Annotated in this window: 30 protein-coding genes and 3 tRNA genes; 13 read left to right on the forward strand and 20 right to left on the reverse strand. The window is 51.3% G+C overall.

The features are described from left to right. The first annotated feature begins 71 nt into the window (after positions 1 to 71). Positions 72 to 995: a DMT family transporter gene (locus AC6I8N_RS07510; RefSeq protein ID WP_415175282.1), complete on the forward strand. Its 924-nt coding sequence runs from the start codon at positions 72 to 74 to the stop codon at positions 993 to 995. On the opposite strand, the gene rutG is transcribed toward AC6I8N_RS07510, so the two are convergent. The 6 genes from rutG to rutA are packed head-to-tail and all read right to left on the reverse strand — an operon-like array spanning position 992 to position 5,920. Next, positions 992 to 2,320, reverse strand: coding sequence for a pyrimidine utilization transport protein G (rutG, locus tag AC6I8N_RS07515; RefSeq protein WP_021182661.1), 1,329 nt, complete (start codon positions 2,318 to 2,320; stop codon positions 992 to 994). The two genes, AC6I8N_RS07510 and rutG, sit on opposite strands and share 4 nt — an antisense overlap. A 45-nt stretch (positions 2,321 to 2,365) precedes the next feature. Beyond that, complete coding sequence (gene rutF, locus AC6I8N_RS07520) at positions 2,366 to 2,890, reverse strand: NADH-dependent FMN reductase RutF (RefSeq protein WP_497830390.1); 525 nt, start codon at positions 2,888 to 2,890, stop codon at positions 2,366 to 2,368. Next, positions 2,877 to 3,674, reverse strand: coding sequence for a pyrimidine utilization protein D (gene rutD / locus AC6I8N_RS07525; RefSeq protein WP_497830391.1), 798 nt, complete (start codon positions 3,672 to 3,674; stop codon positions 2,877 to 2,879). The genes rutF and rutD overlap by 14 nt, the downstream gene beginning before the upstream one ends. Next, on the reverse strand, positions 3,674 to 4,069 hold the full coding sequence (rutC, locus tag AC6I8N_RS07530) for a pyrimidine utilization protein C (protein ID WP_021182664.1): 396 nt from the start codon (positions 4,067 to 4,069) through the stop codon (positions 3,674 to 3,676). The genes rutD and rutC overlap by 1 nt, the downstream gene beginning before the upstream one ends. 49 nt (positions 4,070 to 4,118) lie before the next feature. Then, on the reverse strand, positions 4,119 to 4,829 hold the full coding sequence (gene rutB / locus AC6I8N_RS07535) for a pyrimidine utilization protein B (RefSeq protein ID WP_021182665.1): 711 nt from the start codon (positions 4,827 to 4,829) through the stop codon (positions 4,119 to 4,121). Further along, positions 4,829 to 5,920 (reverse strand): pyrimidine utilization protein A, encoded by a 1,092-nt coding sequence (rutA, locus tag AC6I8N_RS07540; protein WP_021182666.1) that lies wholly within the window; start codon positions 5,918 to 5,920, stop codon positions 4,829 to 4,831. Before rutA ends, rutB begins: the two co-directional genes overlap by 1 nt. 306 nt (positions 5,921 to 6,226) lie before the next feature. Here rutA and rutR point away from each other — a divergent pair, with 306 nt between their 5' ends. Then, positions 6,227 to 6,862 carry an HTH-type transcriptional regulator RutR gene (rutR, locus tag AC6I8N_RS07545; RefSeq protein ID WP_021182667.1) on the forward strand — a complete coding sequence of 212 codons (636 nt, stop codon included), beginning with the start codon at positions 6,227 to 6,229 and terminating at the stop codon, positions 6,860 to 6,862. 82 nt (positions 6,863 to 6,944) lie between these two features. Here the strand turns inward: rutR and cycA are convergent, their stop codons facing one another. Beyond that, positions 6,945 to 8,336: a D-serine/D-alanine/glycine transporter gene (cycA, locus tag AC6I8N_RS07550; RefSeq protein WP_021182668.1), complete on the reverse strand. Its 1,392-nt coding sequence runs from the start codon at positions 8,334 to 8,336 to the stop codon at positions 6,945 to 6,947. A 285-nt stretch (positions 8,337 to 8,621) separates the two neighbouring features. Here cycA and AC6I8N_RS07555 point away from each other — a divergent pair, with 285 nt between their 5' ends. Further along, entirely contained in the window at positions 8,622 to 9,320 is a 699-nt protein-coding gene (locus AC6I8N_RS07555; RefSeq protein ID WP_497830392.1) for an extensin-like domain-containing protein, read from the forward strand. A 2-nt stretch (positions 9,321 to 9,322) separates the two neighbouring features. On the opposite strand, the gene AC6I8N_RS07560 is transcribed toward AC6I8N_RS07555, so the two are convergent. Then, positions 9,323 to 9,997 (reverse strand): DUF4396 domain-containing protein, encoded by a 675-nt coding sequence (locus AC6I8N_RS07560; protein WP_021182670.1) that lies wholly within the window; start codon positions 9,995 to 9,997, stop codon positions 9,323 to 9,325. 564 nt (positions 9,998 to 10,561) lie between these two features. Here AC6I8N_RS07560 and AC6I8N_RS07565 point away from each other — a divergent pair. Further along, positions 10,562 to 11,284, forward strand: a complete 723-nt coding sequence (locus AC6I8N_RS07565; RefSeq protein WP_021182671.1) for an autoinducer binding domain-containing protein — start codon at positions 10,562 to 10,564, stop codon at positions 11,282 to 11,284. Between the two features lie 124 nt (positions 11,285 to 11,408). After that, a complete protein-coding gene (locus AC6I8N_RS07570) occupies positions 11,409 to 12,020 on the forward strand; it encodes an acyl-homoserine-lactone synthase (RefSeq protein WP_036624636.1) in 612 nt (203 codons plus the stop codon). A 33-nt stretch (positions 12,021 to 12,053) separates the two neighbouring features. Here the strand turns inward: AC6I8N_RS07570 and AC6I8N_RS07575 are convergent, their stop codons facing one another. Next, a complete protein-coding gene (locus tag AC6I8N_RS07575; protein ID WP_013508585.1) occupies positions 12,054 to 12,278 on the reverse strand; it encodes a DUF2594 family protein in 225 nt (74 codons plus the stop codon). A gap of 429 nt (positions 12,279 to 12,707) precedes the next feature. Here AC6I8N_RS07575 and uvrY point away from each other — a divergent pair, with 429 nt between their 5' ends. From uvrY to AC6I8N_RS07605, 6 genes are all read left to right on the forward strand, one after another. Beyond that, positions 12,708 to 13,367, forward strand: a complete 660-nt coding sequence (uvrY, locus tag AC6I8N_RS07580) for a UvrY/SirA/GacA family response regulator transcription factor (protein ID WP_013508586.1) — start codon at positions 12,708 to 12,710, stop codon at positions 13,365 to 13,367. Further along, positions 13,360 to 15,192, forward strand: coding sequence for an excinuclease ABC subunit UvrC (gene uvrC, locus AC6I8N_RS07585; protein WP_497830393.1), 1,833 nt, complete (start codon positions 13,360 to 13,362; stop codon positions 15,190 to 15,192). Before uvrY ends, uvrC begins: the two co-directional genes overlap by 8 nt. 68 nt (positions 15,193 to 15,260) lie before the next feature. Then, positions 15,261 to 15,809 carry a CDP-diacylglycerol--glycerol-3-phosphate 3-phosphatidyltransferase gene (pgsA, locus tag AC6I8N_RS07590; RefSeq protein ID WP_208725162.1) on the forward strand — a complete coding sequence of 183 codons (549 nt, stop codon included), beginning with the start codon at positions 15,261 to 15,263 and terminating at the stop codon, positions 15,807 to 15,809. 150 nt (positions 15,810 to 15,959) lie between these two features. Further along, a tRNA-Gly gene (locus AC6I8N_RS07595) sits at positions 15,960 to 16,035 on the forward strand. A gap of 45 nt (positions 16,036 to 16,080) precedes the next feature. Next, positions 16,081 to 16,154: transfer RNA gene (locus AC6I8N_RS07600), tRNA-Cys, on the forward strand. A gap of 11 nt (positions 16,155 to 16,165) precedes the next feature. Further along, a tRNA-Leu gene (locus AC6I8N_RS07605) sits at positions 16,166 to 16,252 on the forward strand. 124 nt (positions 16,253 to 16,376) lie between these two features. Here AC6I8N_RS07605 and AC6I8N_RS07610 read toward each other — a convergent pair. From AC6I8N_RS07610 to AC6I8N_RS07660, 11 genes are all read right to left on the reverse strand, one after another. Further along, the gene (locus AC6I8N_RS07610; RefSeq protein ID WP_208725163.1) at positions 16,377 to 17,390 is read right to left on the reverse strand and encodes a tyrosine-type recombinase/integrase; all 1,014 of its coding nucleotides are present in this window, start codon (positions 17,388 to 17,390) and stop codon (positions 16,377 to 16,379) included. After that, the gene (locus tag AC6I8N_RS07615) at positions 17,390 to 17,617 is read right to left on the reverse strand and encodes a DUF4224 domain-containing protein (RefSeq protein ID WP_208725164.1); all 228 of its coding nucleotides are present in this window, start codon (positions 17,615 to 17,617) and stop codon (positions 17,390 to 17,392) included. Before AC6I8N_RS07615 ends, AC6I8N_RS07610 begins: the two co-directional genes overlap by 1 nt. A gap of 34 nt (positions 17,618 to 17,651) precedes the next feature. Continuing rightward, on the reverse strand, positions 17,652 to 18,215 hold the full coding sequence (locus AC6I8N_RS07620; protein WP_497830394.1) for a 3'-5' exonuclease: 564 nt from the start codon (positions 18,213 to 18,215) through the stop codon (positions 17,652 to 17,654). Between the two features lie 19 nt (positions 18,216 to 18,234). Next, a complete protein-coding gene (locus AC6I8N_RS07625) occupies positions 18,235 to 18,579 on the reverse strand; it encodes a hypothetical protein (RefSeq protein WP_497830395.1) in 345 nt (114 codons plus the stop codon). Further along, positions 18,572 to 18,964, reverse strand: coding sequence for a chromosome partitioning protein ParB (locus AC6I8N_RS07630; RefSeq protein WP_497830396.1), 393 nt, complete (start codon positions 18,962 to 18,964; stop codon positions 18,572 to 18,574). Before AC6I8N_RS07630 ends, AC6I8N_RS07625 begins: the two co-directional genes overlap by 8 nt. Next, positions 18,957 to 19,679, reverse strand: coding sequence for a hypothetical protein (locus AC6I8N_RS07635; RefSeq protein ID WP_497830397.1), 723 nt, complete (start codon positions 19,677 to 19,679; stop codon positions 18,957 to 18,959). The genes AC6I8N_RS07630 and AC6I8N_RS07635 overlap by 8 nt, the downstream gene beginning before the upstream one ends. Further along, a complete protein-coding gene (locus AC6I8N_RS07640; protein ID WP_497830398.1) occupies positions 19,672 to 20,373 on the reverse strand; it encodes a hypothetical protein in 702 nt (233 codons plus the stop codon). Before AC6I8N_RS07640 ends, AC6I8N_RS07635 begins: the two co-directional genes overlap by 8 nt. Further along, positions 20,370 to 20,813, reverse strand: coding sequence for a hypothetical protein (locus AC6I8N_RS07645; RefSeq protein ID WP_497830399.1), 444 nt, complete (start codon positions 20,811 to 20,813; stop codon positions 20,370 to 20,372). The genes AC6I8N_RS07640 and AC6I8N_RS07645 overlap by 4 nt, the downstream gene beginning before the upstream one ends. Then, the gene (locus AC6I8N_RS07650; protein ID WP_497830400.1) at positions 20,800 to 20,979 is read right to left on the reverse strand and encodes a DUF1317 family protein; all 180 of its coding nucleotides are present in this window, start codon (positions 20,977 to 20,979) and stop codon (positions 20,800 to 20,802) included. Before AC6I8N_RS07650 ends, AC6I8N_RS07645 begins: the two co-directional genes overlap by 14 nt. A 412-nt stretch (positions 20,980 to 21,391) precedes the next feature. Continuing rightward, positions 21,392 to 21,787 (reverse strand): hypothetical protein, encoded by a 396-nt coding sequence (locus AC6I8N_RS07655; RefSeq protein ID WP_497830401.1) that lies wholly within the window; start codon positions 21,785 to 21,787, stop codon positions 21,392 to 21,394. 453 nt (positions 21,788 to 22,240) lie between these two features. Then, complete coding sequence (locus tag AC6I8N_RS07660) at positions 22,241 to 22,933, reverse strand: XRE family transcriptional regulator (protein ID WP_497830402.1); 693 nt, start codon at positions 22,931 to 22,933, stop codon at positions 22,241 to 22,243. A 97-nt stretch (positions 22,934 to 23,030) separates the two neighbouring features. On the opposite strand from AC6I8N_RS07660, the gene AC6I8N_RS07665 reads away from it, so the two are divergent. Next, on the forward strand, positions 23,031 to 23,282 hold the full coding sequence (locus AC6I8N_RS07665; protein WP_497830403.1) for a helix-turn-helix domain-containing protein: 252 nt from the start codon (positions 23,031 to 23,033) through the stop codon (positions 23,280 to 23,282). A gap of 28 nt (positions 23,283 to 23,310) precedes the next feature. Further along, positions 23,311 to 23,775, forward strand: a complete 465-nt coding sequence (locus AC6I8N_RS07670) for a YmfL family putative regulatory protein (RefSeq protein WP_497830404.1) — start codon at positions 23,311 to 23,313, stop codon at positions 23,773 to 23,775. The last annotated feature ends 154 nt before the right edge of the window (positions 23,776 to 23,929 follow it).

Consider the following 23,929-nt stretch of genomic DNA (forward strand, 5'->3'; position numbering starts at 1 on the left):
CGGCGGTGACAATCATTGCAATTCCTTCCGACTCTGCGAAAATGGCGCCCGAATCCTCACGATGGTGCTTTATGTCTGTTCCTGCTTCTCGCCTTTTCCTGCGCCTGTCGCGTCAGGAACTTGTTCTGATCTTCATTACGATGGTCTGGGGTGGCACCTTTTTGGTGGTGCACCGCGCGATGGCGCACTCCGGTCCGTTCTTCTTTGTCGGTTTGCGCTTTGCCACCGCGGCGTTGCTGCTGGCTTTTTTCTTCCGTCGCTACCTCCGACAAACCACCTGGCTGGAGTGTAAAGCTGGCGCGTTGATTGGCCTGGCGATTGCGGGCGGCTATGGCTTACAAACCTGGGGTATGCAAACCATTTCCAGCAGCCAGTCTGCGTTCCTGACGGCGTTATATGTGCCGGTGGTTCCCTTGTTGCAGTGGCTGTTTTTACGCCGTCCTCCAGGGATGATGGCCTGGCTGGGCATCCTGCTGGCGTTTATCGGCTTGCTGCTGGTGGCCGGTCCACAGAATGGAGAACTGGCGCTGAACGCGGGTGAAATGGCGACATTGCTTAGCACCCTGGCGATTGCAGCGGAAATCATCCTGATCAGTCGCTTTGCCGGGCGGGTTGACGTGCGTCGTGTCACCCTGATCCAACTGGCGGTGGCCTCGGCGTGTGCCTTTATCTTTATGATTCCGAACGGGGAGTCGCTGCCAACCCTGAGCATACCGCTGCTGTTGAGTGCGCTGGGTCTGGGGGCGGCCAGCGCATTGATTCAGGTCACCATGAACTGGGCACAGCGTAGCGTCTCGCCGACACGAGCCACCGTGATTTATGCCGGTGAACCGGTATGGGCAGGGGTGGTGGGGCGCATTGCGGGCGAACGCCTGCCTGCGGCAGCGCTACTCGGCGGTGCGTTGATTGTCTGCGGGGTGATCGTCAGTGAGTTGCGTATCCGGCGCAAAAAAGCGGTGCCGGATGTGGCACCGCAGGAGATACAGGAACCTTAACTGTTTTGCCGTGCCGTCTGGTTCTCACCCACACCGGTTCCACGACGGCGCAGAATGGCGTTGAGAATGATCGCGCCAAAGGTGGCGGTGCCGATGCCCCCGAGGGTGAAGTTGCCAATTTTCAGCGCGAAATCCCCGGCACCCAGCACCAGCGTGGTCGCCACCATAATCAGGTTGCTGTTCTGGCTGAAATCCACATGGTTTTGCACCCAGATACGGGCGCCAGCCACGGCAATCAAACCAAACACCACAATCGATGCACCGCCAATCACCGGGCCGGGAATGGTATGGATTAGCGCGCCAAATTTCGGTGAGAAACCCAGTACCAGCGCAATCAGGGCCGCCGCGACAAACGCCAGCGTTGAATAGACTTTGGTAACGGCCATCACGCCGATATTTTCCGCATAGGTGGTGACGCCGCTGCCGCCGATCGATCCGGAAAGCATGGTGGCGAGGCCATCACCGACAAAGGCGCGTCCCATCCAGGGATCGAGATTGCGTCCGGTCATACCTGCTACCGCCTTGATATGTCCGAGGTTTTCCGCCACCAGAATGATCGCCACTGGCGCTATCATGACAATCGCCTGCATATCGAAAACCGGTGAGGTGGTATGCGGCAAGCCAAACCAGGCGGCATTGGCTACCCCGCTAAAATCGACCGGTTTGCCCAGCCCGAGACCATTGGTGAGCAGCGCGTAGATTGCCCAGGCGACAATCAACCCGACCAGAATCAGCAAACGTTGCACCATGCCGCGGGTAAATACCGCCACCAGACCGATGCACAGCACCGTCATCACCGCCATCCAGCTATCGAACATGGATGATGATACGCTGTGTACCGCAATCGGTGCGAGGTTCAGGCCGATTGCCATAACCACTGCGCCCGTCACCACCGGCGGCATCAGCCGTTCAATCCAGCCCGTACCCGCCTTCATCACCACAAAACCGATCAGCGTGTACAGCGCACCACAGGCGATCACGCCACCGAGCGCCAGCGCCAGGTTGGGGTTCAGTCCCTGACCGTTGAAACCGGTGATGGCGATAATTACCCCAACAAAAGCGGCGCTGGAACCAAGATAGCTGGGTACGCGCCCGCCGGTGACCACAAAGAACAGCAGGGTGCCGATACCGGAAACCAGAATAGCCAGGTTTGGATCCAGCCCCATTAACAACGGCATCAGCACCGTTGCACCAAACATCGCCACAGCATGTTGCAGGCCCAGAATTAACGTCTGCCCGAGCGGCAGTGTTTCGTCCGGTGCAATCAACCCATTTTCAGTTAAGGCTGACTTTTTCTGCCAGCGGGGAAACCAGGAACTCGCCATCGTCTTCTCCAGAGTGTCTGTGGAACCGGGCCGCACAGGGCGGTGTTAGCGGGCTTCCTGCCGTAAAAGATGCTGATATCCACGGTCGAACCAGGCCAGGCCGTGCGGCTCATCATTGCGCACCAACGCCATGACCTCACAAAACAAAATGTCGTGCGTTCCTACGCTCACCACCTGGGAGACTTTGCAATCAAACGATACCAGCGCGCCATCCAGCAGCGGTGAACCGCTGCTGAGCGTATGCCAGCGGGCGGCGAGAAAGCGATCCGCCATTGATGTTTTGCCGCCAAACAGGGTGGAGAGATCTTCGTGCCCGGCGGCCAGCGTGTTAACGCACAGATAACCGTTATCGCGGAACACCGGCCAGACCGAAGCGGAACGATTGAGGCAAACCAACAGCGTTGGCGGCGTGTCGGTAACGCTGCACACCGCGGAGGCGGTGAAACCGGCACGTCCGGCGGGGCCGTCGGTGGTAATGATATTGACGGCGGCACCGAGGCGTGACATCGCATCACGAAACACCTGGCGCTCGACCAACGGTAAATCAGGGGAGAGTTCATGCGTACTCATCTTTGGCCTCCTTACGGGTTAGCCATTGCAGCAATAACGCATTGAAGTTTTCAGCATCGGTGACGCTCATGGCATGTCCTCCCCAGGCCATTTCGATCAGACTGGCATTCGGCAAGGCGGCGGCCAATTCGGGTGAGCAGCTCCACGGTACCAGCAGGTCATCCTGGCTGTAGATGGCTAACACCGGCTGGGTGATGTTTGCTGCATGAGAACGAAAATCGGCACTTTTCAGTGCATGCAGACGGCGTAACAGGTTTTCCATGCCCTGAAAATGTTGCACATGATGCGTGTCCTCTTGCTCCAGACGAGCCTGGTTGCGCGCCATCCACTCCGCCGGATAGAGAAACAACGGCTGGGCGCGGACAAAGGCTTCCACACCAACATTCAGCAGCAGATCCTGGCGAACCTGGAAGCAACGGCGGGTGTGGGCATTCAGCGATAACCAGCCGTTAATGACCACCACGCGTCCAACGCGTTGCGGATAATCCAACGCCAGTTGCAGACCAATCAAACCGCCAAGCGCGTGACCGATCAGATCAAAGCGCTCGATACCCTGTTGTTCCAGCGCTTCGGCCAATTCGGCAGCCATCATCGCCATGTTGTAGCCTTCCGGTAAGGTATCAGCACTGCGACCGGTGCCGCGTTGATCGTAGGTGACAACGCGATAATGCTGCTCCAGTGCCGCAAGTTGGGGCCGCCAGAAACCTGCAACGCCACCAAGACCAGAAGAGAGCACCAGGGTTGGTGCATCTGCTGTCTGCAATCCCTGAATTTCCAGATGCATCACGCCTCCTGTTTGCCGATGTGCGCCACGGTGGCGATCTCGATCAGCGCATCAGGTTTCACCAGGCCACATTGAATGCAGTAGCGCGCCGGTTTATCACCGGGGAAATATTCGGCATACACCTGATTAATCGCGGCGTAGTTACTCCAGTCGGTGAGGAAAATCGAGTTGAAGGTAACGTCGTCCATAGTACCCCCTGCGGTTTCAATCACTTTTTTGATGGTCTCAAGGACGTGGCGCGCCTGGGCCGCGGCATCACCGACGTGGACGACGTTATTTTGCGCATCAAATGGCAGGGTGCCGGAGACATACACCACACCATCGGCGAGCGTACCAGGGACAAACGGGGCAATTGGCGTGGAGGTTCCGGGCGGAATAATGACACTTTTTGGCATGGCGAAGTCTTCCTTATCGTTGTTTTTGCAGGTGAAAATTATTGGGATATCAGGCTTTTAATGCTTCACAGAACGTCTCGGTATCACTGACCCAACCGAAAAACGTTTCGATATTAAAGATGGCTGCCTGCTGGGCGAAGGGCGGGCCAGCCTGATAGGTGGCGTCCTCCAGCACGACGCCAAAATATTCCAGGAAGAAGCCATCTCGCAGCGTCGATTCCACGCAGACATTGGTGGCGATGCCGGTAAACACCAGATGGCGAATGCCACGGCTGCGCAGCATGCTGTCGAGTGGGGTATTGAAAAAGCCGCTGTAGCGCGGTTTAGGCAGCACGATATCACCGGGTTGCGGCACCAGTTCATCCACCAGTGCATAATCCCAGCCGCCTTTCGCCAACAACGTGCCCTGCAATTCAGGGCGTTTACGCATGGTTTTTAACGCATTGGATTTGTGAAAGTTGGGTGAGCCGGCATCGCCCGCTTCGACATATTGGTTATCCCAGCCATTCTGAAACCAGATGATCTGGATGCCTGCTGCTCGGGCAGCGGTCACCGCCTGGTGAATTTTGGCGATCACCGGTTTAGTGGCGGAGACATCAAAACCCGCCAAATCGAGGTAGCCGCCTTCGGTGGCATAGGCGTTCTGCATATCCACCACAATCAACGCGCTCTGCGCAGGGGGGAAGGCGATCGCTTCCGGGCGGGCTGGCAAGGTGACCTGCGGTAAAGTCGAGGTATGGGCGCAAACAACGGTATTCATCAGGCAACCTCCTTCTGCGATTCAATCAAAGCATGACGGCACTGCATCAAGGGCTGAATAAATTGACCAAACTCTTCGATCCCTTGCAGGAAATCGTCAAAAGTCAGCAGCACACCCTGAGTTCCTTCTACCTCTGCAACTTCATCCAACATTCGTGCCACGTTGGCATAAGAACCGACCAGCGTGCCCATATTGATATTCACCGCAGAGGTGGGATCGGCCATCTGACGCACGTTGGTGTCGCTGCCGGATTTCGTGTCCTGCTGGCTTTGCGTGGTCAGCCAGGCGAGGGCCTCTTCATCTGCCCCGGCTTTGTAGTGCTCCCATTTGGCGCGTGCGGCTTCATCCGTTTCTGCGGCGATGATCATAAACAGTACATAGGAACCGACATCGCGACCTGCCTGGTCGGCAGCCTGTTTCATGCGTGCGGCCGTCGGTGCGAAGGCAGTTGGCGTGTTAACACCTTTGCCGAAGCAGAAGTTGTAGTCAGCATGCTGGGCAGAAAACGCCATCCCGGCATCGCTTTGTCCCGCGCAAATCACCTTCATCGGTTTTTGCGGCTGCGGGCTGAGGCGGCAGTCATTCATGGTGAAAAACTCACCTTTAAAATCACTCTGGCCATTGCCCCATAAATCTCTCAGCACGGTGACGTATTCGGTGAGGTATTGGTAGCGACTGGCGAAGTAGTCATCACCGGGCCACAGGCCCATTTGCTCATACTCTGGCTTTTGCCAGCCGGTCACGAGGTTGACGCCAAAGCGGCCATTGGAGATTGAGTCGATGGTCGAGGCCATGCGCGCCACAATCGCCGGTGGCAACGTCAGGGTGGCGGCGGTGGCATAGATTTCAATACGCGAAGTCACCGCCGCCAGTCCGGCCATCAGGGTGAAGGATTCGAGGTTATGGTCCCAGAACTCGGTTTTACCGCCGAAGCCGCGCAGTTTGATCATCGAAAGCGCGAAGTCGAAATGGTAGTGCTCCGCTTTCTGCACAATCGCTTTGTTCAGCTCAAAAGTCGGCTTGTACTGGGGGGCATGGGTGGAGATTAACCAGCCATTGTTACCAATCGGGATAAAGACGCCAATTTTCATGTGAAACCTCTCAGCAAAGAACGGGGGTTGTTTCACGCGCTGCGTTGCGTCCTGCTTGCTCCTTGCCGGCGGCGCTCGTTCACAAATTTGCAAAGCCTGTGCCACATTTTCAAATGCCATAGATAACAATGTGTTAAAAATAACGCTTAAGATAAATTGGATTGGGTGGTCCGTTTTGGACCATCTGGTCAAAACAATCTGCACATTTTTCATGCGTGAGTGGTCAAAAAAGGTGCAGGGTCATTATTAGGCAGGAGCGGAGGCCTTTGTTATGATGCCTCTACGCAGGATGGATGAGGTAACAGTGTGAAAAGCGATGAAAAAAAGCCCACGCGTCGGTCACGCGCGGTTGCGGCAAAACGGGCGGCGATTCTTGAAGCGGCGCTGACCTTCTTTTCGCAATACGGTATTCATGGCACCAGTCTCGATAAAGTGGCCGAGCGTGCCGATGTGTCAAAAACCAATCTGCTTTATTACTATCCCTCGAAAGAAGCCCTCTATATTGCGGTACTGAAAGAGATTCTGGATGTCTGGCTGGCTCCGTTGCGCGCATTGCGCCACGATCAGGAGCCTCTGACCGCGATCCGCCGCTATATCCGTCTGAAACTGGAAGTCTCACGCGATCACCCTCAGGCGTCACGCCTGTTCTGCCTGGAGATGTTACAAGGTGCTCCTCTGCTGAAAGGTGAACTGGCGGGCGATTTGAAAACGCTGGTGGATGAAAAGGCGGCGATCATTGAACAGTGGATCGCGGAAGGACGGTTGGCGGGCGTACGGCCACAGCATCTGTTTTTTCTGCTGTGGGCAACCACCCAGCATTACGCCGATTTCGCCTCGCAGGTTGAGGCTATCACCGGGCAGACGCTGAATGATCCCGCGTTCTTTGAGCAGACCGTCGATAACGTGCAGCGCATGATCATAGAAGGTATCCGCGTGCGTTAAACCGGAGAGGGCAACGAGGACGTTGCAGGAAAGATGATTAAAATTAAGGCCCGATGATCGGGCCTTAATTTTTTCAGGGATATCAGGCTTTACGACGACGCAGTAACCAGCCCATGGTCAGAATGACAAACCACAACGGCGTTACCATCAACGCCTGACGGGTATCCTCCTGGAGGGTCAGCAACACCAGTACAAAGGCGAAGAATGCCATACACACCCAACACATGAATTTGCCCAGCGGCATTTTAAAGGCAGATTCAGCGTGACGTTGTGGATGTTGTTTACGGTAAGCCAGATAGCTACACAGAATGATGGTCCAGACAAACATAAACAGAATCGCAGACACCGTAGTCACCAGTGTGAACACCGTCATCACATCCGGAATCAGATAAATCAACGCGACGCCACCGAGCAGGCACAGGCAGGAAAAGAACAGGCCGGTGGTCGGTACGGCGCGAGCGGATAAACGTCCAAATGCCTTATGCGCAACCCCCTGTTCTGCCAGGCCAAACAGCATCCGGCTGGTGGAGAAGATGCCGCTGTTAGCGGAGGAGGCAGCAGACGTCAGCACCACAAAGTTGACGATGCTGGCGGCGGCAGGCAGGCCGATCAGAACAAACATTTCGACGAACGGGCTGCGGTCGGCCAGTACCTGGTTCCACGGTGTTACCGCCATAATCACCATCAGCGCCAACACGTAAAACATAATCACGCGCAGCGGAATCGCATTGATGGCGCGGGGCAATACTTTGTGGGGATCATGGGTTTCCGCCGCAGCCGTACCTACCAGTTCGATGCCGACAAAGGCAAAAACCGCAATCTGGAAACCGGCAAAGAAGCCGCTCAAGCCTTTTGGAAACATGCCGCCATGATCCCAGATATTGCTCAGTGAGGCAGTGCCGCCACCGGGGGAGGGATAGTGCATGGCGACCAGCACCACACCGGTGATGATCAACGCAACGATAGCGACAATTTTGATGATGGCGAACCAGAACTCCATTTCACCAAACAGTTTCACGGTGGCGATATTCAGCGTCAGAAAAACGAAGACGCAGAGCAGGGCGCTCATCCAGATCGAGAAGTCAGGGAACCAGAGCTGAAAATAGGCACTGATGGCGACCACATCGGCGATGCCGGTAACCACCCAACAGAACCAGTAGGTCCAGCCGGTGAAATACCCGGCCCAGGGGCCAAGCAGGTCGGCGGCAAAATCACTGAAGGATTTATATTCCAGGTTGGAGAGCAGTAGCTCACCCATTGCACGCATCACAAAGAACAGCATAAATCCGATGATCATATAGACGAAAATGATCGAGGGGCCGGCGAGGCTGATGGTTTTACCGGAGCCCATAAATAATCCGGTACCGATGGCTCCGCCAATGGCGATCAACTGAATATGGCGATTGTGCAGATTTCGTTGCAGCTTGTCGGGCTGTTCAGCGCTAAGCAGCGCCTCTTTAGATTGGTCAACCATAAAGATTTCTTTCCTGTCTTGATGTCGTGTCAGCTCTGCTGGCTGTTAGATAACGTGCTGTTGCACGTTGTGAGATGGCATAAGATAGTGGAACAGCAGCAACTTTCGGTAATTGTTTTTTAACAACTGTGACCTTTTACGCGCTTTGCTCTGTCAGTAAATATTTACACAGTACAATCTTCCGTCAGTATGGGTAAAAAGTCAGCAGTTTCAGTGCGTATCCTCCATTCCTCCTGCCATGAGCAGCTACCTTTGTGATACTCGCGGTATGACCAGAGGGGTGTTATGCGCATATTGCTAATGATTATTCTGTTGGTGCTTGCTGGCTGGTGGAGTCTGCCGTGGTTGCAACAGCATCTGCCGCCGGGCTGGAATCCCTTTACCCCGCTAGCCGTGACCGATCCACCGGGTTGGTTGACGCGTTACAAAATCAAACGACTGGCAGGTGATCCTGCTGCTTGTCTGGATGTGATGCGCCATGCGCAGCGGAGTGGCAAGGTGCAGTTCAGTGAGGAACCCACACGGCAAGGGGCATGCCCGCTGACGCAGCCACTGCGTGTTAACAGTTTTGGTGCGGTGATGCTCAGCAGCAGTTTTCTCGCCAGCTGCCCACTGGCAGTGGCAAGTACGATGTATGTATTGCAAAGCCAGGCAGAGTTACAACAGGCAGGGATCAACAGTCCATTGCAGCGTATTGCGCATGTTGGCAGTTATGCCTGTCGCAATATTTATCATCGTCAGGAGGGACGTTTAAGCGAGCATGCGACGGCAGATGCCTGGGATATTACGGGATTTCAACTGGCGAACGGACGTTGGTTACGGGTGAAGAATCACTGGCAACAGCCGGAGGACGCCTCGGCCGCATTGCATGCGTTATGGCAGAACGGTTGTGCCAACTTCGGTACTGCGCTTGGCCCTGATTACAATGCCGCACATGCCAGCCATTTTCATTTCGGCATGCGCGGAAGCGGCTATTGTCGCTGAGTTTACACCGCGGGATTCAATCCACGTTTAATCAGGAAGTGGTTAGCCGGCCAGGAAAACAGAAAGCCAATCATCATGGCCAGTTGCAACATAAACCAGAAGCCGACCAACAGTGGATTGATTTGCTGATTTAGCACAAATTTCAGCGCCAATCCCATAAAGAGAAAGATACCTAATTGATAAATCAACAAGGGAAAGACTTCAGTTTTCAGGGCTAATAATAACGCACGGCCAAATGAACGTTTTTCACGTTGTCGAATTGCCAGAAATTGAAAAAATAAGCCCATCAATAACGAAATCCCAACGCAAATAATTGCCTCAAGCCACAATGCCGGATTAATGGCGAACTGATTTAGTAAGGTGATTATCGGGATTGTCATTATATTGCCAAATATACAGGCTGCGGCTGACAAGGAAGTCGAAATAAAGATGGTTTGCCAGCCTGCGTTGCGATGTAATTTTTGAGGAACCAGCAGGGCAAGTTTTACCTGGCGGGAAGGTTTTCTTCCCAGATACCACCAGGCCAGCCAACCAACGAAAGGCATATATAGCCCGGTTAATGGCCAAATGATATTCATCACCGCGACCGGGTGAGGGTGGCGGAAGAGGTCTTTTAAAATCATCAGGGCGGTGCAGCCACCCAGAACAAGGAAAGGTAATGCCAACTGGTTCAACATAGTCAGTCCCGCTTAGCTTCTCGAATACGCGCGACAATGCGGTCAGCCCGGCTGCGGCATTGTCTTCCCCTGCAAATCACCGTTGCGTGCTACGCCGCTCACAGCTAAAGAGTAGCCGGAAACGTGCCTGACGGGAATCACTGCGAGGGGTGAAAAAGCCACCACATGGCAGAAATAAATGGGATTAAGAATAAAGTGATGGGGAAATGTGGCATAAAATAACCGAGAGATTAAGGTTAAAACACTGTAAACAATCGATTTCAGTTAATGACGATGCTCAACGCTTATCACAGTATTGAAAATTTTCAATGAATGGGGAGATTGAAACAACATCAGAAAAATCCTATTCTAAACATCCGTCGCATTAAAAGTTGTGATGGTGTTAACAAAGATTTGAAAGCTCAATCCATTCCATTGTGGTAACACATTGAGCGCCGGATGTTTAAGATTGCGGCGGGTGGTTGGATCTCTTTCAATCAATATTTTTTCTCTAGTTAATTTAATTTTTGTGTTAACCGGACCGAATAACAAGGCGCAAGAGCGTTGCAAGACGCTGAGGCAATAATGACGACCGATAATTATTTCGTCTGGCGAGGCGAGACCGAAATTCAATTTCAGGCGGTGACGGCCGTGATGCAATTGAAACCGCTTTTACAGAAACACGTTGAAAACTTGGGTTTTGATCACTTTGCTTTTCTGATCCAGCATCCGGTGCCCTTTACCCGGCCACGACTTTTTTTGTTCAGCACGTATCCGGAAAACTGGGTTAAACACTACGAAAGTGAGAACTATTTTGCCGTCGATCCGGTGCTGCTACTTTGTCAGCAGCCAGGACGTGGGGTGGAGTGGACGCGCGATTTGTTTACCGGTGCGGGTAATTTATGGGCAGAAGCGAACGCTTACGGCCTCTTGAGTGGATTTTCCTGCTCGGCAATGGCATCAAATCGTGCCATTGGTATATTATCTATTGCATCTAAGCAACAGAGTAAGACCCAGCACTTACGTGTTGAGCTGGAAGTGAAACTACACTTTCTGGCGGAACTGAGCCTGCGTGTCCTGGAACGCCTCAACGATAACGCTATGGTGATTTTATCTAATGATTTCAGTCAGAGGGAGCTGGAAATTTTGAAATGGACGGCAGAAGGGAAAACCTCTGCGGAAATTTCACTTATTTTAGCGATTTCAGAACACACGGTGAACTTCCACCAAAAGAATATGCAAAAGCGCTTTAATGTTTCCAATAAAACGCAAATTGCCTGTTATGCCGCAGCAATTGGACTGATATAGCAAAAAGGCAACTACTAATTTTAGTAGTTCCCAGCCTGAAGCCAGTTGTCTACCCTGCGCCGGAACTTTGCCAGGCTGGCGCACATAAAAATCATTGCAAACATGGGGATGTCAGGGGCGCATGATGAAAATAATTCAAACCCAGTTAAAGGATATGCCGTCCTCTCTGCTGGCCGAATTGGGAACCTATCGCTACAGCGTATTTGCCCGCGGTGAAGGCTGGTCAATTCCACCCCGCTTGAGCACCCCGGGCCAGGAGTATGATCGTTTCGATCGCTCAGACGTGACCTGGATGATTGCCTGGAACGCGCGGCAGGGCATTTGTGGTTGTGCGCGTTTAATGCCGTGGCAAGAACCCGAAATGACCGAGGGGTTAGTTTTGCCTTTTAGTCATGAAAAAGTTTGGGAGATGTCGCGTTTTTCCGCCCGACTGGAAGTGGATGCAGAGTTGCCCCTGAACATCCTCTGGCATTCGGTTCAGCTCGCTGAATTGAGCGGGATCGAGTTTCTTATCAGTTCCGCTACGCCGATGTTGGAGAAAATGTTTGAGCAACATCGGGTAGTCTATGAACCGTTGTCGCCGGGTCTGATTCAGTCTGAGGACAACCTGTTCGCCATTCGTATTCCGGTTCAGCAACCGGCGCTGGCTGAAAAGTACCGAGGTACACGTCGCTTCAGCCCTGAAGAGGTGCTGCCAACATTAGGCGTTTCCGTTAACTGGCAGTCGCACGGTTAAATCTCCCCGCGCATCAGGCGCGGGGCAGACCGCTTACTGGCGGTAGGCGGTTTTGATTTGGCGAATGGTGTTGCTGAACACTTCAGCCTGCGGTTTTTCCCCTAACGTTTGCACATAACGTTCCATATTGATGATCACTTTTCCGGCATCAGCCTGGCCCATCCCTTTCAGAATCAGTGTCACCATCATTTTCAGACAGGCGACTTCATCCGCCAGCTTCTGCGTTTCCTGCGAAGTTGCAAAGTCTTCATCACTCATAATTGACTCCCTGGTTGTGTTGCATGGTCTTGACACATTCTTCCTGTGCACGAAAAACAGAGTATATCATAGGGTTGTCAAAAGAATTTATTAGCACTGAAATCAGAAATTCATGTCAGAAATGGAATGAGAAATTGCTGTATTTATCGTCAATAAATAATGACGGAAGCGATTATTTATTTAAAGCAGGGCGTGGAAAAAGCGAAGCGACGCATAAATTATAACATAATGATATTAGTCATTATTTTACTTTTTTATTCTCGCATGATATCGCTGATGACTAAAAATACGTGGTCCTTAACATCTATTTGATGTGTGTCATTTCAACCAGGATTTATCTGCCCAGACGATGTTTTTTCACCGGAAAACCCGGTAAGATAAGCCTCCTGAAATATATTCCCCCATCACTAACCTGCGGAGTACGTCCCGTTGATCAGCTTGCTTCTTGTTGATGACCATGAACTGGTACGCGTTGGTATTCGTCGCATACTGGAAGATATGAAGGGATTGGTAATTGCCGGGGAAGTGGCTTGTGGTGAGGATGCGGTGAAGTGGTGCCGTAACAATCCGGTGGACGTCGTGCTGATGGATATGAACATGCCTGGCATTGGCGGTCTGGAAGCTACGCGTAAGATCATGCGTTACAACCCGGATATCCGCATTATCATGCTGACCATCCATACGGAGAATCCGCTGCCAGCGAAAGTCATGCAGGCCGGTGCTGCGGGTTACCTGAGTAAGGGAGCCGCGCCACAGGAAGTTGTCAGCGCTATTCGTTCAGTACATGCAGGGCAGCGCTATATTGCTTCTGATATTGCTCAGCAGATGGCGCTCAGCCAGATTGAGCCGCAGAAAGCCGAATCGCCCTTCAGCTGTTTGTCTGAAAGGGAATTGCAGATTATGCTGATGATCACGCGTGGGCAGAAAGTGACGGAGATTTCCGAACAGCTTAGCCTCAGCCCGAAAACCGTTAACAGCTACCGTTATCGTATGTTCAGCAAGCTGAACATCAGTGGCGATGTGGAGTTAACGCATCTGGCCATACGACATGGCCTGTTTAATGCGGAGCCGTTAATCAGTAGTGAGTGACGTTTTTAATTCAAAAGCCTTTCTCAGCACCGTGACCAGTCAGCCCGGCGTCTATCGTATGTATGACGCGACAGGCACGGTGATCTATGTTGGTAAAGCCAAAGACCTCAAAAAACGCCTTAGCAGCTATTTCCGTACCCAGGTGGGGAGTCGCAAAACCGAAGCGCTGGTCAGTAACATTCAGCAAATCGATGTCACTGTGACGCACACCGAGACGGAAGCGCTGTTGCTGGAGCATAACTACATCAAGCTTTACCAGCCGCGTTACAACGTGCTGTTGCGTGATGACAAATCTTATCCTTACATCTTTCTCAGCGGCGATAGCCATCCGCGACTGGCGATGCATCGTGGGGCGAAACATGCCAAAGGCGAATACTTTGGCCCGTTTCCCAATGGCTATGCTGTGCGTGAAACCCTGGCGCTGTTGCAGAAAGTGTTCCCGATTCGTCAGTGTGAAAACAGCGTCTACCGCAATCGCTCGCGACCTTGCCTGCAATATCAGATTGGTCGTTGCCTCGGCCCCTGTGTCGCCGGTTTGGTCAGTGAGGAAGAGTATGCCCAGCAGACCGATTATGTGCGGCTATTCCTGGCGGGCAAAGATGACCAGGTATTAAATCAACTGGTAAAAAGGATGGAGGCTGCCAGTCAGGCGCTGCGTTTTGAGGAAGCGGCACGTTTACGTGATCAAATTCTGGCGGTACGTCGTATCACGGAGAAGCAATTTGTTTCCAATCAGGGAGATGACCTGGATGTGATGGGCGTTGCTTACGATGCGGGTATGGCCTGTCTGCACGTATTGTTTATTCGTCAGGGTAAAGTGCTGGGAAGCCGCAGTTACTTTCCCAAAGTCCCGGCTGATACTGAACTGGCGGAAGTCGTGCAAACGTTTCTGGGTCAGTTCTATTTGCAAGGCAGTGAGGCACGAACCTTACCGGCAGACATTTTGCTGGATTTCAGTCTTCCGGATCGCGAATTACTGGCGGAATCGCTCAGTGAAATGGCGGGACGCAAAGTCAATATCCAGAGCAAACCGCGTGGCGACCGGGCTCGCTATCTCAAACTGGCGCGTACTAACGCGGCGACCGCGCTAACCACTCGCTTATCACAGCATTCAACGATTCAGCAGCGTCTGGCGGCTCTGGCGGCGTTCCTGGAACTGGATCAGATCAACCGCATGGAATGCTTCGATATCAGTCACACGATGGGTGAGCAAACCATTGCCTCTTGTGTCGTGTTCGATCGCAACGGCCCGTTACGCAGCGATTATCGGCGTTACAACATTGAAGGCATTACGCCGGGCGACGATTACGCCGCAATGAATCAGGTATTGCGCCGCCGCTACGGTAAGGCGCTAGAAGAAGAGAAAATACCGGATGTGATCCTGATTGATGGTGGTAAAGGACAACTGGCGCAGGCGAAACAGGTGTTCGCCGAGCTGGATGTGCCCTGGGATAAAGATCGTCCGATTCTGCTCGGTGTGGCAAAAGGCAGCGATCGTAAAGCGGGCCTGGAAACGCTGTTTTTCGAAGCCGAAGGAGAGGGGGTATCGCTGCCGCCGGACTCACCCGCGCTGCATGTGATTCAACATATTCGTGATGATGCTCACAATCATGCGATCTCGGGTCACCGTAAAAAAAGAGCCAAAGTTAAGAACACCAGCGCACTGGAAAGCATCGAAGGTGTTGGGCCAAAACGGCGTCAGCAGTTGCTTAAGTACATGGGGGGCCTACAGCCGCTGATGAATGCCAGTGTCGAAGAGATTGCCAGGGTGCCGGGCATTTCTTTTGCCCTGGCAGAAAAAATCTACTATTCCCTTAAACACTAACATTGAAACAGGGGGGGCAATGTAGGAACATACGTTAAATTCTACCCATACCAGACAGTTACTGGCATATGCAATTTAACATTCCGACATATCTGACCCTGTTTCGAGTTGTCCTGATTCCTTTCTTTGTGCTGGCGTTTTATCTGCCATTTCACTGGGCGCCGTTCGTCACCGCGCTTATTTTTGTGGTCGCTGCGGTCACTGACTGGTTTGATGGTTTCCTGGCACGTCGTTGGAAGCAAACCACACGTTTTGGTGCATTTCTCGATCCTGTGGCAGACAAAGTTATGGTGGCAATCGCGCTGGTGTTAGTGGCGGAGCATTTCCACTCGTGGTGGATAACCTTACCCGCAGCCACCATGATTGCCCGTGAGATCATTATTTCTGCATTACGTGAGTGGATGGCGGAAATTGGCAAGCGCAGCAGCGTGGCCGTCTCCTGGATCGGCAAAGTCAAAACCACCGCACAGATGCTGTCTCTGGTCGCGTTGTTGTGGCGACATGATGCCACGGTGATTGGCGTTGGTGTGGTCGCGTTGTATATCGCAGCGGTGCTGACATTCTGGTCAATGTATCAATATTTGAACGCAGCGCGTGGCGATTTGTTCGAACGATGATCGATGCGATTTAAAAAGCAGCAAACGGACGCACTGTGAGGATAATTCTATTGACTCATTGCGCCAGTTCAGTAGAATGCATCGCATCGAACGGCAGCGAGTTTGCTAAAAGCTGAATAAAATCAGTAAGTTTGATAGTAATAAGGTTATGCGGGAATAGCTCAGTTGGTAGAGCACGACCTTGCCAAGGTCGGGGTCGCGAGTTCGAGTCTCGTTTCCCGCTCCAGATTTAGCACTCTGTTTCAGTAACGGAATGCACATCAGATTAAAAGGCGCGTTGGCAGAGTGGCCATGCAGCGGATTGCAAATCCGTCCACCTCGGTTCGACTCCGGGACGCGCCTCCACTTTACACCCTGCCCGGGTGGTGAAATCGGTAGACACAAGGGATTTAAAATCCCTCGATCGTAAGGTCGTGCGGGTTCAAGTCCCGCCCCGGGCACCATATTGAATACCGATTCAAACCGAATAAAATCAAAGCAATAAGCAGTGATGTCGTGACCGCCCAAGGGCGGTTTTTTTGTTTCTCCACCTCGCTTTCCTAATATCCTTTCCTAATATTCTCCGTTCTATTTTTGACCACCGACCACAGGGACAACTGCAATCTTGCGATTGTAGCGAGCAGTTTGCTCAACATTTTTATGCCCCGATATCGCCTGCTTCTCATATAAATTCCCATCCAAATCCGAAATGCCCTTGGCCTTCAGATCGTGGAAAGTGAAATCGAAGGTTATCTCTGGAAACTTCTCTTTTGCTTCCTTCTTCGCTTTCAGCCAGCGGCTGTTAAAGCCATCACGGGTATATTTTGCACCTGATGGCTGGTGGATCACATAAATGCTACTCATTCCGGTTTTTAACGGCAGGCATGAAGCATCTTTGATAATTTTCTCAAGCCGCGGAGACCAGCCCTTAATCTGAGACACTGAAGTTTTGCTCTGCTTGATTAATATCCCTTCGTCAATCAATTGGCTTTTCTTCATTTCGAGAACATCACCCTGGCGAGCACAGCACAGATAAGCCAACTCCATAGCAATCTGAACAACGTCAGGTGCAACACTAAACAGTGCGGAATATTCAGCATCTGTCACATAGCGATCACGGGCCTTCTCTTTGAACTGCTTCACACCTTTCGTAGGGTTGCGCTTAACTATGCCCCGCTCATAACCCCAGCGATAAATACGCGACATGAAAGCCTTTTCCCTGTTAGCCTGGGTGCGGCTTTTCAGGCCGCGCTTATCCATGTATTTACGGATGTGCTCAGGTTTAACCGCATCAGAAGGCATCGCGCCGAAAACAGCTAAGACACTTTTAGAATATTTTCTGTAATCCTTCTGTGTCTCTGGTGCCAGCTCAAAGAAATCGGCTGACTTGAAGAAACGATCAGCGAGAGCAGCAACAAGGCTGTCATCTGGCAATTCGTTTAGAAGAGCTTCATATGCAGCCCACACCTGAGACTGAGGGGCATCAAAGCTGCAAAGCCTGATTGCTCCACCATTTTTCGGGTGAAACTCAAACGCAGACTTGCCTCGGTAAACCCGGGGCGGCATCCAACTATCTTCTTTATTTTTTCTGGTCCGGGCCATTAGTCGAGTGCCCCAAAGTTAGGTTCGAATGCATCCGGCACTGCTGCCTTACGGTGAGTGATAGGATCGTTGAAATGCTGCCAGGTTGTACGAGGACGGCCATCGCGACGAACCACGAAGAAAACCCCGGCTTGCTTTAGGCACTGGCATTGTTTTGACGGGATTTTGTACCCGGTGATTTGTTCAATGTCAGCATCAGAAATTATATCGTTGGTCTGCATATCCATCTCTCCATACCTGACCTGCTGCAACAGGGAGTGTTTAAATTTCGCTGGTGGCCGGGATAAGGCGCTGCCAGATTGCTGAAACATACTTAGCCTGGTGAATTGCATCATCCAATGCGTTGTGTACTTCTCCGGTAAATGGCATATCGCGTTTCGGGTCAAAGCCGGTTGCACGACCCATATCAACGATTGTGCGCACATCACGGTCATTCCAGAACTGCCACGGGCACTCGATGCCACAACGATCGAAAGCAGAGCGAACAATCACGTTATCGAAGTTAGAGCCATTGCCCCAAACCTTGACCCATTTGAATGCGCATTCATCAGCAATAAACTCACTCAACTGGCTTAACGCAAGGCTGATTTGAACTGCATCAGCAATAATGGCTGACCGAGCTTCAGATGACTGTTCCAGCCACCAAATAACGGTTTCCGGCTCCATGTGACCGCCATTATCAACAGCAGACTTGAGGTCGATACAACGGTAAAAGGTAGGGCCGATATTACCGGTTTCAGGTTCAAAGAAAGCCGCGCCAATAGATACGATCGCTGCATCAGATTTGCGGCTCATGCTTTCGACATCAATCATTAAGTTATTCATAAATTCCCTTCGTGACATGTCACGGAATAATTTTAAGTTTCAGGTCATGCCAGCCGCGAGTTAACCAGCAAGCATTTTCACCACTAAAGCAACATTCAGTAACCGGCAACTGATCACCACAGCGGCCACAGTTGCGTTTATTCAGTTCTGCCACCTGTCGTTTAAGTTGGGCGTTATCGATACGAATAAGCGTGGTGATGTACTCATTCAGCTCATATGGTTCACGACCAGGGCGACGACCGGCGCAATTCTGCGCCAGCATTTCGAGTTCCTGATTATCGAGCACAAGCTCAAGTTTCTTATCACCGGCAGCGGCCTGACGTGCTCGCTGTTCCTTTTTGCGTTCTGCGGGTGACTTAGCCATGACCGAGCACCCACTGATTATTTACATGCACCGCAATGGGATGAGAGGTATCCGGTAACACTAAATCCTCAACCACTTCCCCGGTTTCAACAAAATAGTAATGGCTGTCCGTGATGTTGTTGATGAAGTGGGCTTCCCGCTCTTTCTCAGGCATCGCATTAAGAATCCGCAATACTTTCTTGCCTACAGGCCGGTAATAGGGTTTAGCCCCAACGAGTTTCGCAGCAGCATAGTTGTGATGGCCGTCCATCAAGACGGTGTATTGCTTTCCGCGCAGCACAATCGGATATACAGCCACAATGAAGCGCTTAAATCGGGAAGCCTTGTCTAAGACCTTTGCCTTATTGATGTAACGCTGGCAACTGATCAAATCCCCCTTAATCATGGCTTCCACCCTCCACGCGCTTAAACTCAATGACCCACACCCACGGGTTAGCCTGCCAACTTTCCTCTCCGTAGATGGATTCCCACAGGCTTGCAAAACAGTTAATGTGAGAGGCCTTCTCCGCTCCATGTTCCCCAAGTGATGACCATTCATCCTCTGGCACGCCTTTAGCATCAAACCAAATGGCAGAACCAACGCCTTCAGCGGCAGCGTCTTGCTCGCTGATACTATTCAACCGCTCCACACGAACGCCGGTAATCTCCAGCGTTATGCGGGAAGCCCAGCGCGGCATGTGGATGGATGGACGCCAGCGGCAGCAGAGTTCGTCATCGGCGTTATAAAACTCTGGCGCACGATTCCCATCAGCCGCATAAACACAGAACTCTGGTTTTTCGAATCGGCTAGAGTCCTTCTGATACTCATCCATGCTGTCATAATCAAAGAGCGGCCCCTGGAATGTCTCACGCACCCACAGGCGATCACCTACTGCACCGAATGGATTTAACTTCAGCACATCTTCTTCAGCGTTCGGGTATAGCAGACCAGTAGGGTAGAGGCGTTCGTAGTCCTTCTTGTTTCTGGGAAACACCATCTGATCTTTCAGCAAATCAGAGCGGCATGGCTGATGCCTTACAATGCGGCGCGTCTGCGTCTTGCTGCCGTTAAGAACTGCCCGAACCATGTCGGCGTTGAAAATCATTCCGCGTTCACGCATGACTTTTCTCCTTCTTAGAATGAAGGAGGTCACGCACAGACTGGAAAGCGAGGAATGTATCTACCGCATGATTAGCCAGCTTGTTATTACGGTAACGCTCAATACCCCATACGATTGCATAGCAGGCCCAAAGGTAATGGAACGGGTGCCGTTGGCAGCTTCCGATGTTTTCCATCAGATCGTATGTATCAACGCTGTTAGGCCAGAAACAGTCTTTCACCTCGTAGTAAGCTTCTGAATCAGTTCTGAAGTCGTTGCCTTTCAACTGCCTGATGTTATCGGACACTGATTCGCGATCGTCCTCATCCGTACAATCTTCCAGATAGTTATCAAGCCAGAGCTGAAGACGCTTATCGAAATCATCCGGGTCGAACTCATAGCAGGGGCCATCCCGGCGGCTGCCGGCAGCACCAGACTGGAATTTCTCCGACCAGTAGCCGGGATTGATCAGGAAGCTTTCACGCGTGCCAAAGTGCTTATCGGTGAAGAAATCGAACATGTCAGTGACACGGCTGAACGTCCAAGTACCCATATCGCCGGTTACTGCGAGATAACCCGGCCAAGTGACCAGATCAAAGTAATAGGCACTGCTACCCGGACGCTGGAAGCGCAAGTGACGGTATAAGCCATCATCACGGATTACACTCATCTCATGGCGGCTCACATCGCGAATGAAGCGGATCAGTGTACTCATGCTGCACTCCCGATATTTGCTTGCTTATCGCGTAACAGGTCCATCTCCAGTTGAGAGATGATATTCAGGCAGTCCGATACGCCTGGCCGCTGGTGGTTTGCCCGGAGCTGGACGTATTTATGCGTTTGCCCGACCGCCTGAGCGTTCAACTCTTTAATCCACTGGTCGGAAGTAGGGGTGATCATCGCTTCGTTAAGGTCAGCGATGAGGCTGTCATGATCACCGGCAGACTGGAGCGCTTTGATCACGCCAGGAATCAGAGCATTAAGGCGCAGGACTTCACCGGCCATGACGTTAGCGAGTGTGTTAGCAACATCGAGACGGGTAGACAGGTCTCTGAACGTTTGATTTATGTCGCTAACCAGTGTTTCAGCGCTCAGTGACTTGGCGAACTCATGACCGACCTTCACCAGCTCTCTATTAGATTTAGCGTTGTTCATCCTGCTGGCCCTCAAGGTTGGTATTGCGGGTGTGAAGACGTTCGGCAATGCGCTGTACGGTCAGTGGGTTTTTGATTACCCGACCACCACAATCCCAGCCGCGTAGCTGGTGGTTATATTCCAGGGTGACTTCACCAACGGTGATGTCGCTTGATGGCTCTTGCATATAAATCTCCATACCGTTTTTTGGTTGCACGAATCCCTTGCCGGTATTGGCAATAAAGCAAAAAGGGATTCATTCAAATTGGCTGGTGAGCACTGCAACACTCACCGCCGTTACTCCATACCTGAAAGGATGTGTGGTGCCGGGTGCCTCCCGGTGCCCTGTGTAAGCTGACAAAGTGCAGGGCGGTAACTGATAGTATTGACGCACCGGATACTAAGGTGATTTGTCAGTTTTACCGCGAGCGCATAGCCGCATTCACCACAACGGTAAGAGCACTGTCAGGGTGCTTCAGGCGCTATACCCGCCTTCGGCCAATGCTCTTGCCTGTTGTGTGCCGGAATGTTTCACGGCGACTTACCTTTGTTGAATAACCCGCCTTGCGGCGAGTTAATTCAAATACTGAGATTGCTGCTTAATTGACTTTTGTCGCCTGAATAGTGGCGCTACCCACATTGTTGCTACACGAATCGTCACTAATGAAAGCCTGGAATGTTGCAGTAGGCTGTGTAACCGTGACGGTAGTCGGTGAGCTGCTGACTGTTGCACCCCAGCGCGCATTACCCATACCACCTTGCAAAAACACACGATCAATAGGGCAACCAGTGCCGCCCTGGCAGTTCATGGTGTTAGATGACAAAGAAAAGGTGTAAATACCCTGACTCAGACTGAACAGAATAGGGTTACCTTTTTGAATCTGGGTATTACTGAGCGGTGGGTAAATGCAGTTGCTGATAGCACTGACATTAAACGTTTCAGCCTGGCTACCAAATGACAGCAAACCGAGGAGAAACAAAGCCTTTAATTTCATGAAAATTCCTCTTTGATTTATAAACGAACTCAATTACCACAAAAATCAAGGGCACTTACTCCACGTCTCTAAAGCGTTCGAAAACACCCGTTTTGCAAATGCCCTTGTCGTTGTGAAAAAAAGGGCGGTTAAACCAGAGCAATCACCAGAGAAACCGCCAAACAACTACTTGCTCAAAGCGCCTAACACTCCACCGTCACTACACACAGATCACCATCACAAATCAGCTCAGCCTCGGGGAACAGTCTCAGGAAGGTGAGTAAGTCGGCCAGGCTGGTGTTCGCCATGTTCTTAACCATCTTCAATTTGAGTGCCCCGATTGCTGTCGTTGAAATCATCATAAACACGACTTGCGATATTCGCAATATTTAAATTGCGCAATGTGCAAATATTTACAGCAGGCAAAAAAATACCGCCTGATGAAGGCGGTATGTCTGAAGGGGGGGAAGTGGGTTAGCCGTGGCGTTTGTAGGCTTGGGTTTGGCTCATCATAACTTTGCCGTAAACATAGAAGCGATGTTCATTTTTACTATCAATGTGCCATTCTCTGTACTTGACGTTGTCGGACAGAACTAAGATTTGGTCAGGAATTATCTGGAGCCTTTTTACGTGTATTTTTTCATCAAAACCAAACACATAAATTCCATCGCCATCAACTGTATGTACAGAGATATCAACGAATATCAGATCGCCGGGGTCGATTGTACCAGCCATGCTATCGCCACGGACATTAATCATCTTAATTGATGTTGCTGGCATACCATTAAACAACGACCTTGCATGCTCATTCTCGTACTCTATGGATCGGATGATATCAATAACATCTCCCGACTTTATAGAACCCGGACCAGCGCTAGCACTTACATCCAACACATCCACGCGATACACAATACCGGCCTCCTGCTTTACACTTTCTTTACTGTGATTATATACAGTAATTTCGCTAGGGCCAGTAGTAAATAGATCACTTACATTGACAGATAGTGCATCTGCTATCTTCTTAATCGATTGTTCAGTAAATGATTTCTGCTTACCAGTCTCAAGACGTGAAATATTAGCACCGTCTATTCCAACGGCTTCTGCTAGTTCTTCAATCTTGAGACCACGCGCTTTGCGCAGCTCTCTTATCTTCATTCCTATATTCATGCGTCTATTACAAGTTTCATTTGCACAATACGCAAATCATCTTGCGCAAATTTCTGTTGTGAAATAATATGCGAGTTACGCAATTAAGGGGGTGAAAATGCAAAATCCGCAAACGCCATTGCGAGCCGTAAGGCAGGCAAAAGGCTTAACGTTGTACCAGGTAGCAAATGCAATTCAGTTAGATGTCGGAAACCTTAGCCGAATTGAGAGAGGCATTCAGATCGCTTCTCTGGAAGTTGCAGAACGACTATCGGTCTTCTTTAAAGGCCAAATTACTGAAATGCAGATTCTTTATCCAAAACGGTTTGCTGTTACTGAAACAGTAGCAGAGAAAAAACCGGGGCATTAACTACACGTCTCACGCAAAAGGGGTAGGTATGACGGACATAAAAGAGACAGTTAAGGCGATGTGCAAAGCAATTCACGGAGGACGGTCAGCAATGGCTGGCGCGCTTGGCATGTCGCTGACTCAATTCAACAACAACCTGTATGAAAAAAACGGGTGCCGCTTCTTCGAACACCACGAACTTGAAGCAATGGAAGACCTGTCCGGCACGAATTTACTGGCTGAATATTTCGCCGCCCGCCGCGGTGCAATGCTGGTGGATATACCGAAATTTGATGACCTGGACAGAGTTGAACTCTTTAACAAATCAGTAAGAACGGCGGCACAGCGCGGCCATGTAGATCAAATCATTGAGCAGGCAGTTGAAGACGGAGTGATTGATGAAGATGAGGCGCGGGAAATTATGCATTACCACCGTAAACACCTTGCCGCTCGTGACGATGAGGTTCGTTCAATTATTACGGCATTTAGTCGTTGCAAGGCTAAGAAAGGTTGACGCCCAAGGTTGCAGCCCTGGGCGTCGATTCGCGAGTAAATCAACTGGTATGGAGAGTTAATCGCATGAGCATTTTAAGCAGAAACAAGCCATCAGTGCAATTTCGCTGCCGTTTGGTAGCTGGTGCGCTGGTGTTTGAACAGAGATTACCCGC

It is taken from the genome of Pantoea sp. X-Soil-TKNS-1279 (genome assembly GCF_059730565.1).

Bases quoted from the DNA above. Each gene is read 5' to 3' on its own strand.
- AC6I8N_RS07510 (WP_415175282.1), top strand. From the start codon at position 72: ATGTCTGTTCCTGCTTCTCGCCTTTTCCTGCGCCTGTCGCGTCAGGAA.
- rutG (WP_021182661.1), bottom strand. From the start codon at position 2,320: ATGGCGAGTTCCTGGTTTCCCCGCTGGCAGAAAAAGTCAGCCTTAACT.
- rutF (WP_497830390.1), bottom strand. From the start codon at position 2,890: ATGAGTACGCATGAACTCTCCCCTGATTTACCGTTGGTCGAGCGCCAG.
- rutD (WP_497830391.1), bottom strand. From the start codon at position 3,674: ATGCATCTGGAAATTCAGGGATTGCAGACAGCAGATGCACCAACCCTG.
- rutC (WP_021182664.1), bottom strand. From the start codon at position 4,069: ATGCCAAAAAGTGTCATTATTCCGCCCGGAACCTCCACGCCAATTGCC.
- rutB (WP_021182665.1), bottom strand. From the start codon at position 4,829: ATGAATACCGTTGTTTGCGCCCATACCTCGACTTTACCGCAGGTCACC.
- rutA (WP_021182666.1), bottom strand. From the start codon at position 5,920: ATGAAAATTGGCGTCTTTATCCCGATTGGTAACAATGGCTGGTTAATC.
- cycA (WP_021182668.1), bottom strand. From the start codon at position 8,336: ATGGTTGACCAATCTAAAGAGGCGCTGCTTAGCGCTGAACAGCCCGAC.
- AC6I8N_RS07555 (WP_497830392.1), top strand. From the start codon at position 8,622: ATGCGCATATTGCTAATGATTATTCTGTTGGTGCTTGCTGGCTGGTGG.
- AC6I8N_RS07560 (WP_021182670.1), bottom strand. From the start codon at position 9,997: ATGTTGAACCAGTTGGCATTACCTTTCCTTGTTCTGGGTGGCTGCACC.
- AC6I8N_RS07565 (WP_021182671.1), top strand. From the start codon at position 10,562: ATGACGACCGATAATTATTTCGTCTGGCGAGGCGAGACCGAAATTCAA.
- AC6I8N_RS07570 (WP_036624636.1), top strand. From the start codon at position 11,409: ATGAAAATAATTCAAACCCAGTTAAAGGATATGCCGTCCTCTCTGCTG.
- AC6I8N_RS07575 (WP_013508585.1), bottom strand. From the start codon at position 12,278: ATGAGTGATGAAGACTTTGCAACTTCGCAGGAAACGCAGAAGCTGGCG.
- pgsA (WP_208725162.1), top strand. From the start codon at position 15,261: ATGCAATTTAACATTCCGACATATCTGACCCTGTTTCGAGTTGTCCTG.
- AC6I8N_RS07610 (WP_208725163.1), bottom strand. From the start codon at position 17,390: ATGGCCCGGACCAGAAAAAATAAAGAAGATAGTTGGATGCCGCCCCGG.
- AC6I8N_RS07615 (WP_208725164.1), bottom strand. From the start codon at position 17,617: ATGGATATGCAGACCAACGATATAATTTCTGATGCTGACATTGAACAA.
- AC6I8N_RS07620 (WP_497830394.1), bottom strand. From the start codon at position 18,215: ATGAATAACTTAATGATTGATGTCGAAAGCATGAGCCGCAAATCTGAT.
- AC6I8N_RS07625 (WP_497830395.1), bottom strand. From the start codon at position 18,579: ATGGCTAAGTCACCCGCAGAACGCAAAAAGGAACAGCGAGCACGTCAG.
- AC6I8N_RS07630 (WP_497830396.1), bottom strand. From the start codon at position 18,964: ATGATTAAGGGGGATTTGATCAGTTGCCAGCGTTACATCAATAAGGCA.
- AC6I8N_RS07635 (WP_497830397.1), bottom strand. From the start codon at position 19,679: ATGCGTGAACGCGGAATGATTTTCAACGCCGACATGGTTCGGGCAGTT.
- AC6I8N_RS07640 (WP_497830398.1), bottom strand. From the start codon at position 20,373: ATGAGTACACTGATCCGCTTCATTCGCGATGTGAGCCGCCATGAGATG.
- AC6I8N_RS07645 (WP_497830399.1), bottom strand. From the start codon at position 20,813: ATGAACAACGCTAAATCTAATAGAGAGCTGGTGAAGGTCGGTCATGAG.
- AC6I8N_RS07650 (WP_497830400.1), bottom strand. From the start codon at position 20,979: ATGCAAGAGCCATCAAGCGACATCACCGTTGGTGAAGTCACCCTGGAA.
- AC6I8N_RS07655 (WP_497830401.1), bottom strand. From the start codon at position 21,787: ATGAAATTAAAGGCTTTGTTTCTCCTCGGTTTGCTGTCATTTGGTAGC.
- AC6I8N_RS07660 (WP_497830402.1), bottom strand. From the start codon at position 22,933: ATGAATATAGGAATGAAGATAAGAGAGCTGCGCAAAGCGCGTGGTCTC.
- AC6I8N_RS07665 (WP_497830403.1), top strand. From the start codon at position 23,031: ATGCAAAATCCGCAAACGCCATTGCGAGCCGTAAGGCAGGCAAAAGGC.
- AC6I8N_RS07670 (WP_497830404.1), top strand. From the start codon at position 23,311: ATGACGGACATAAAAGAGACAGTTAAGGCGATGTGCAAAGCAATTCAC.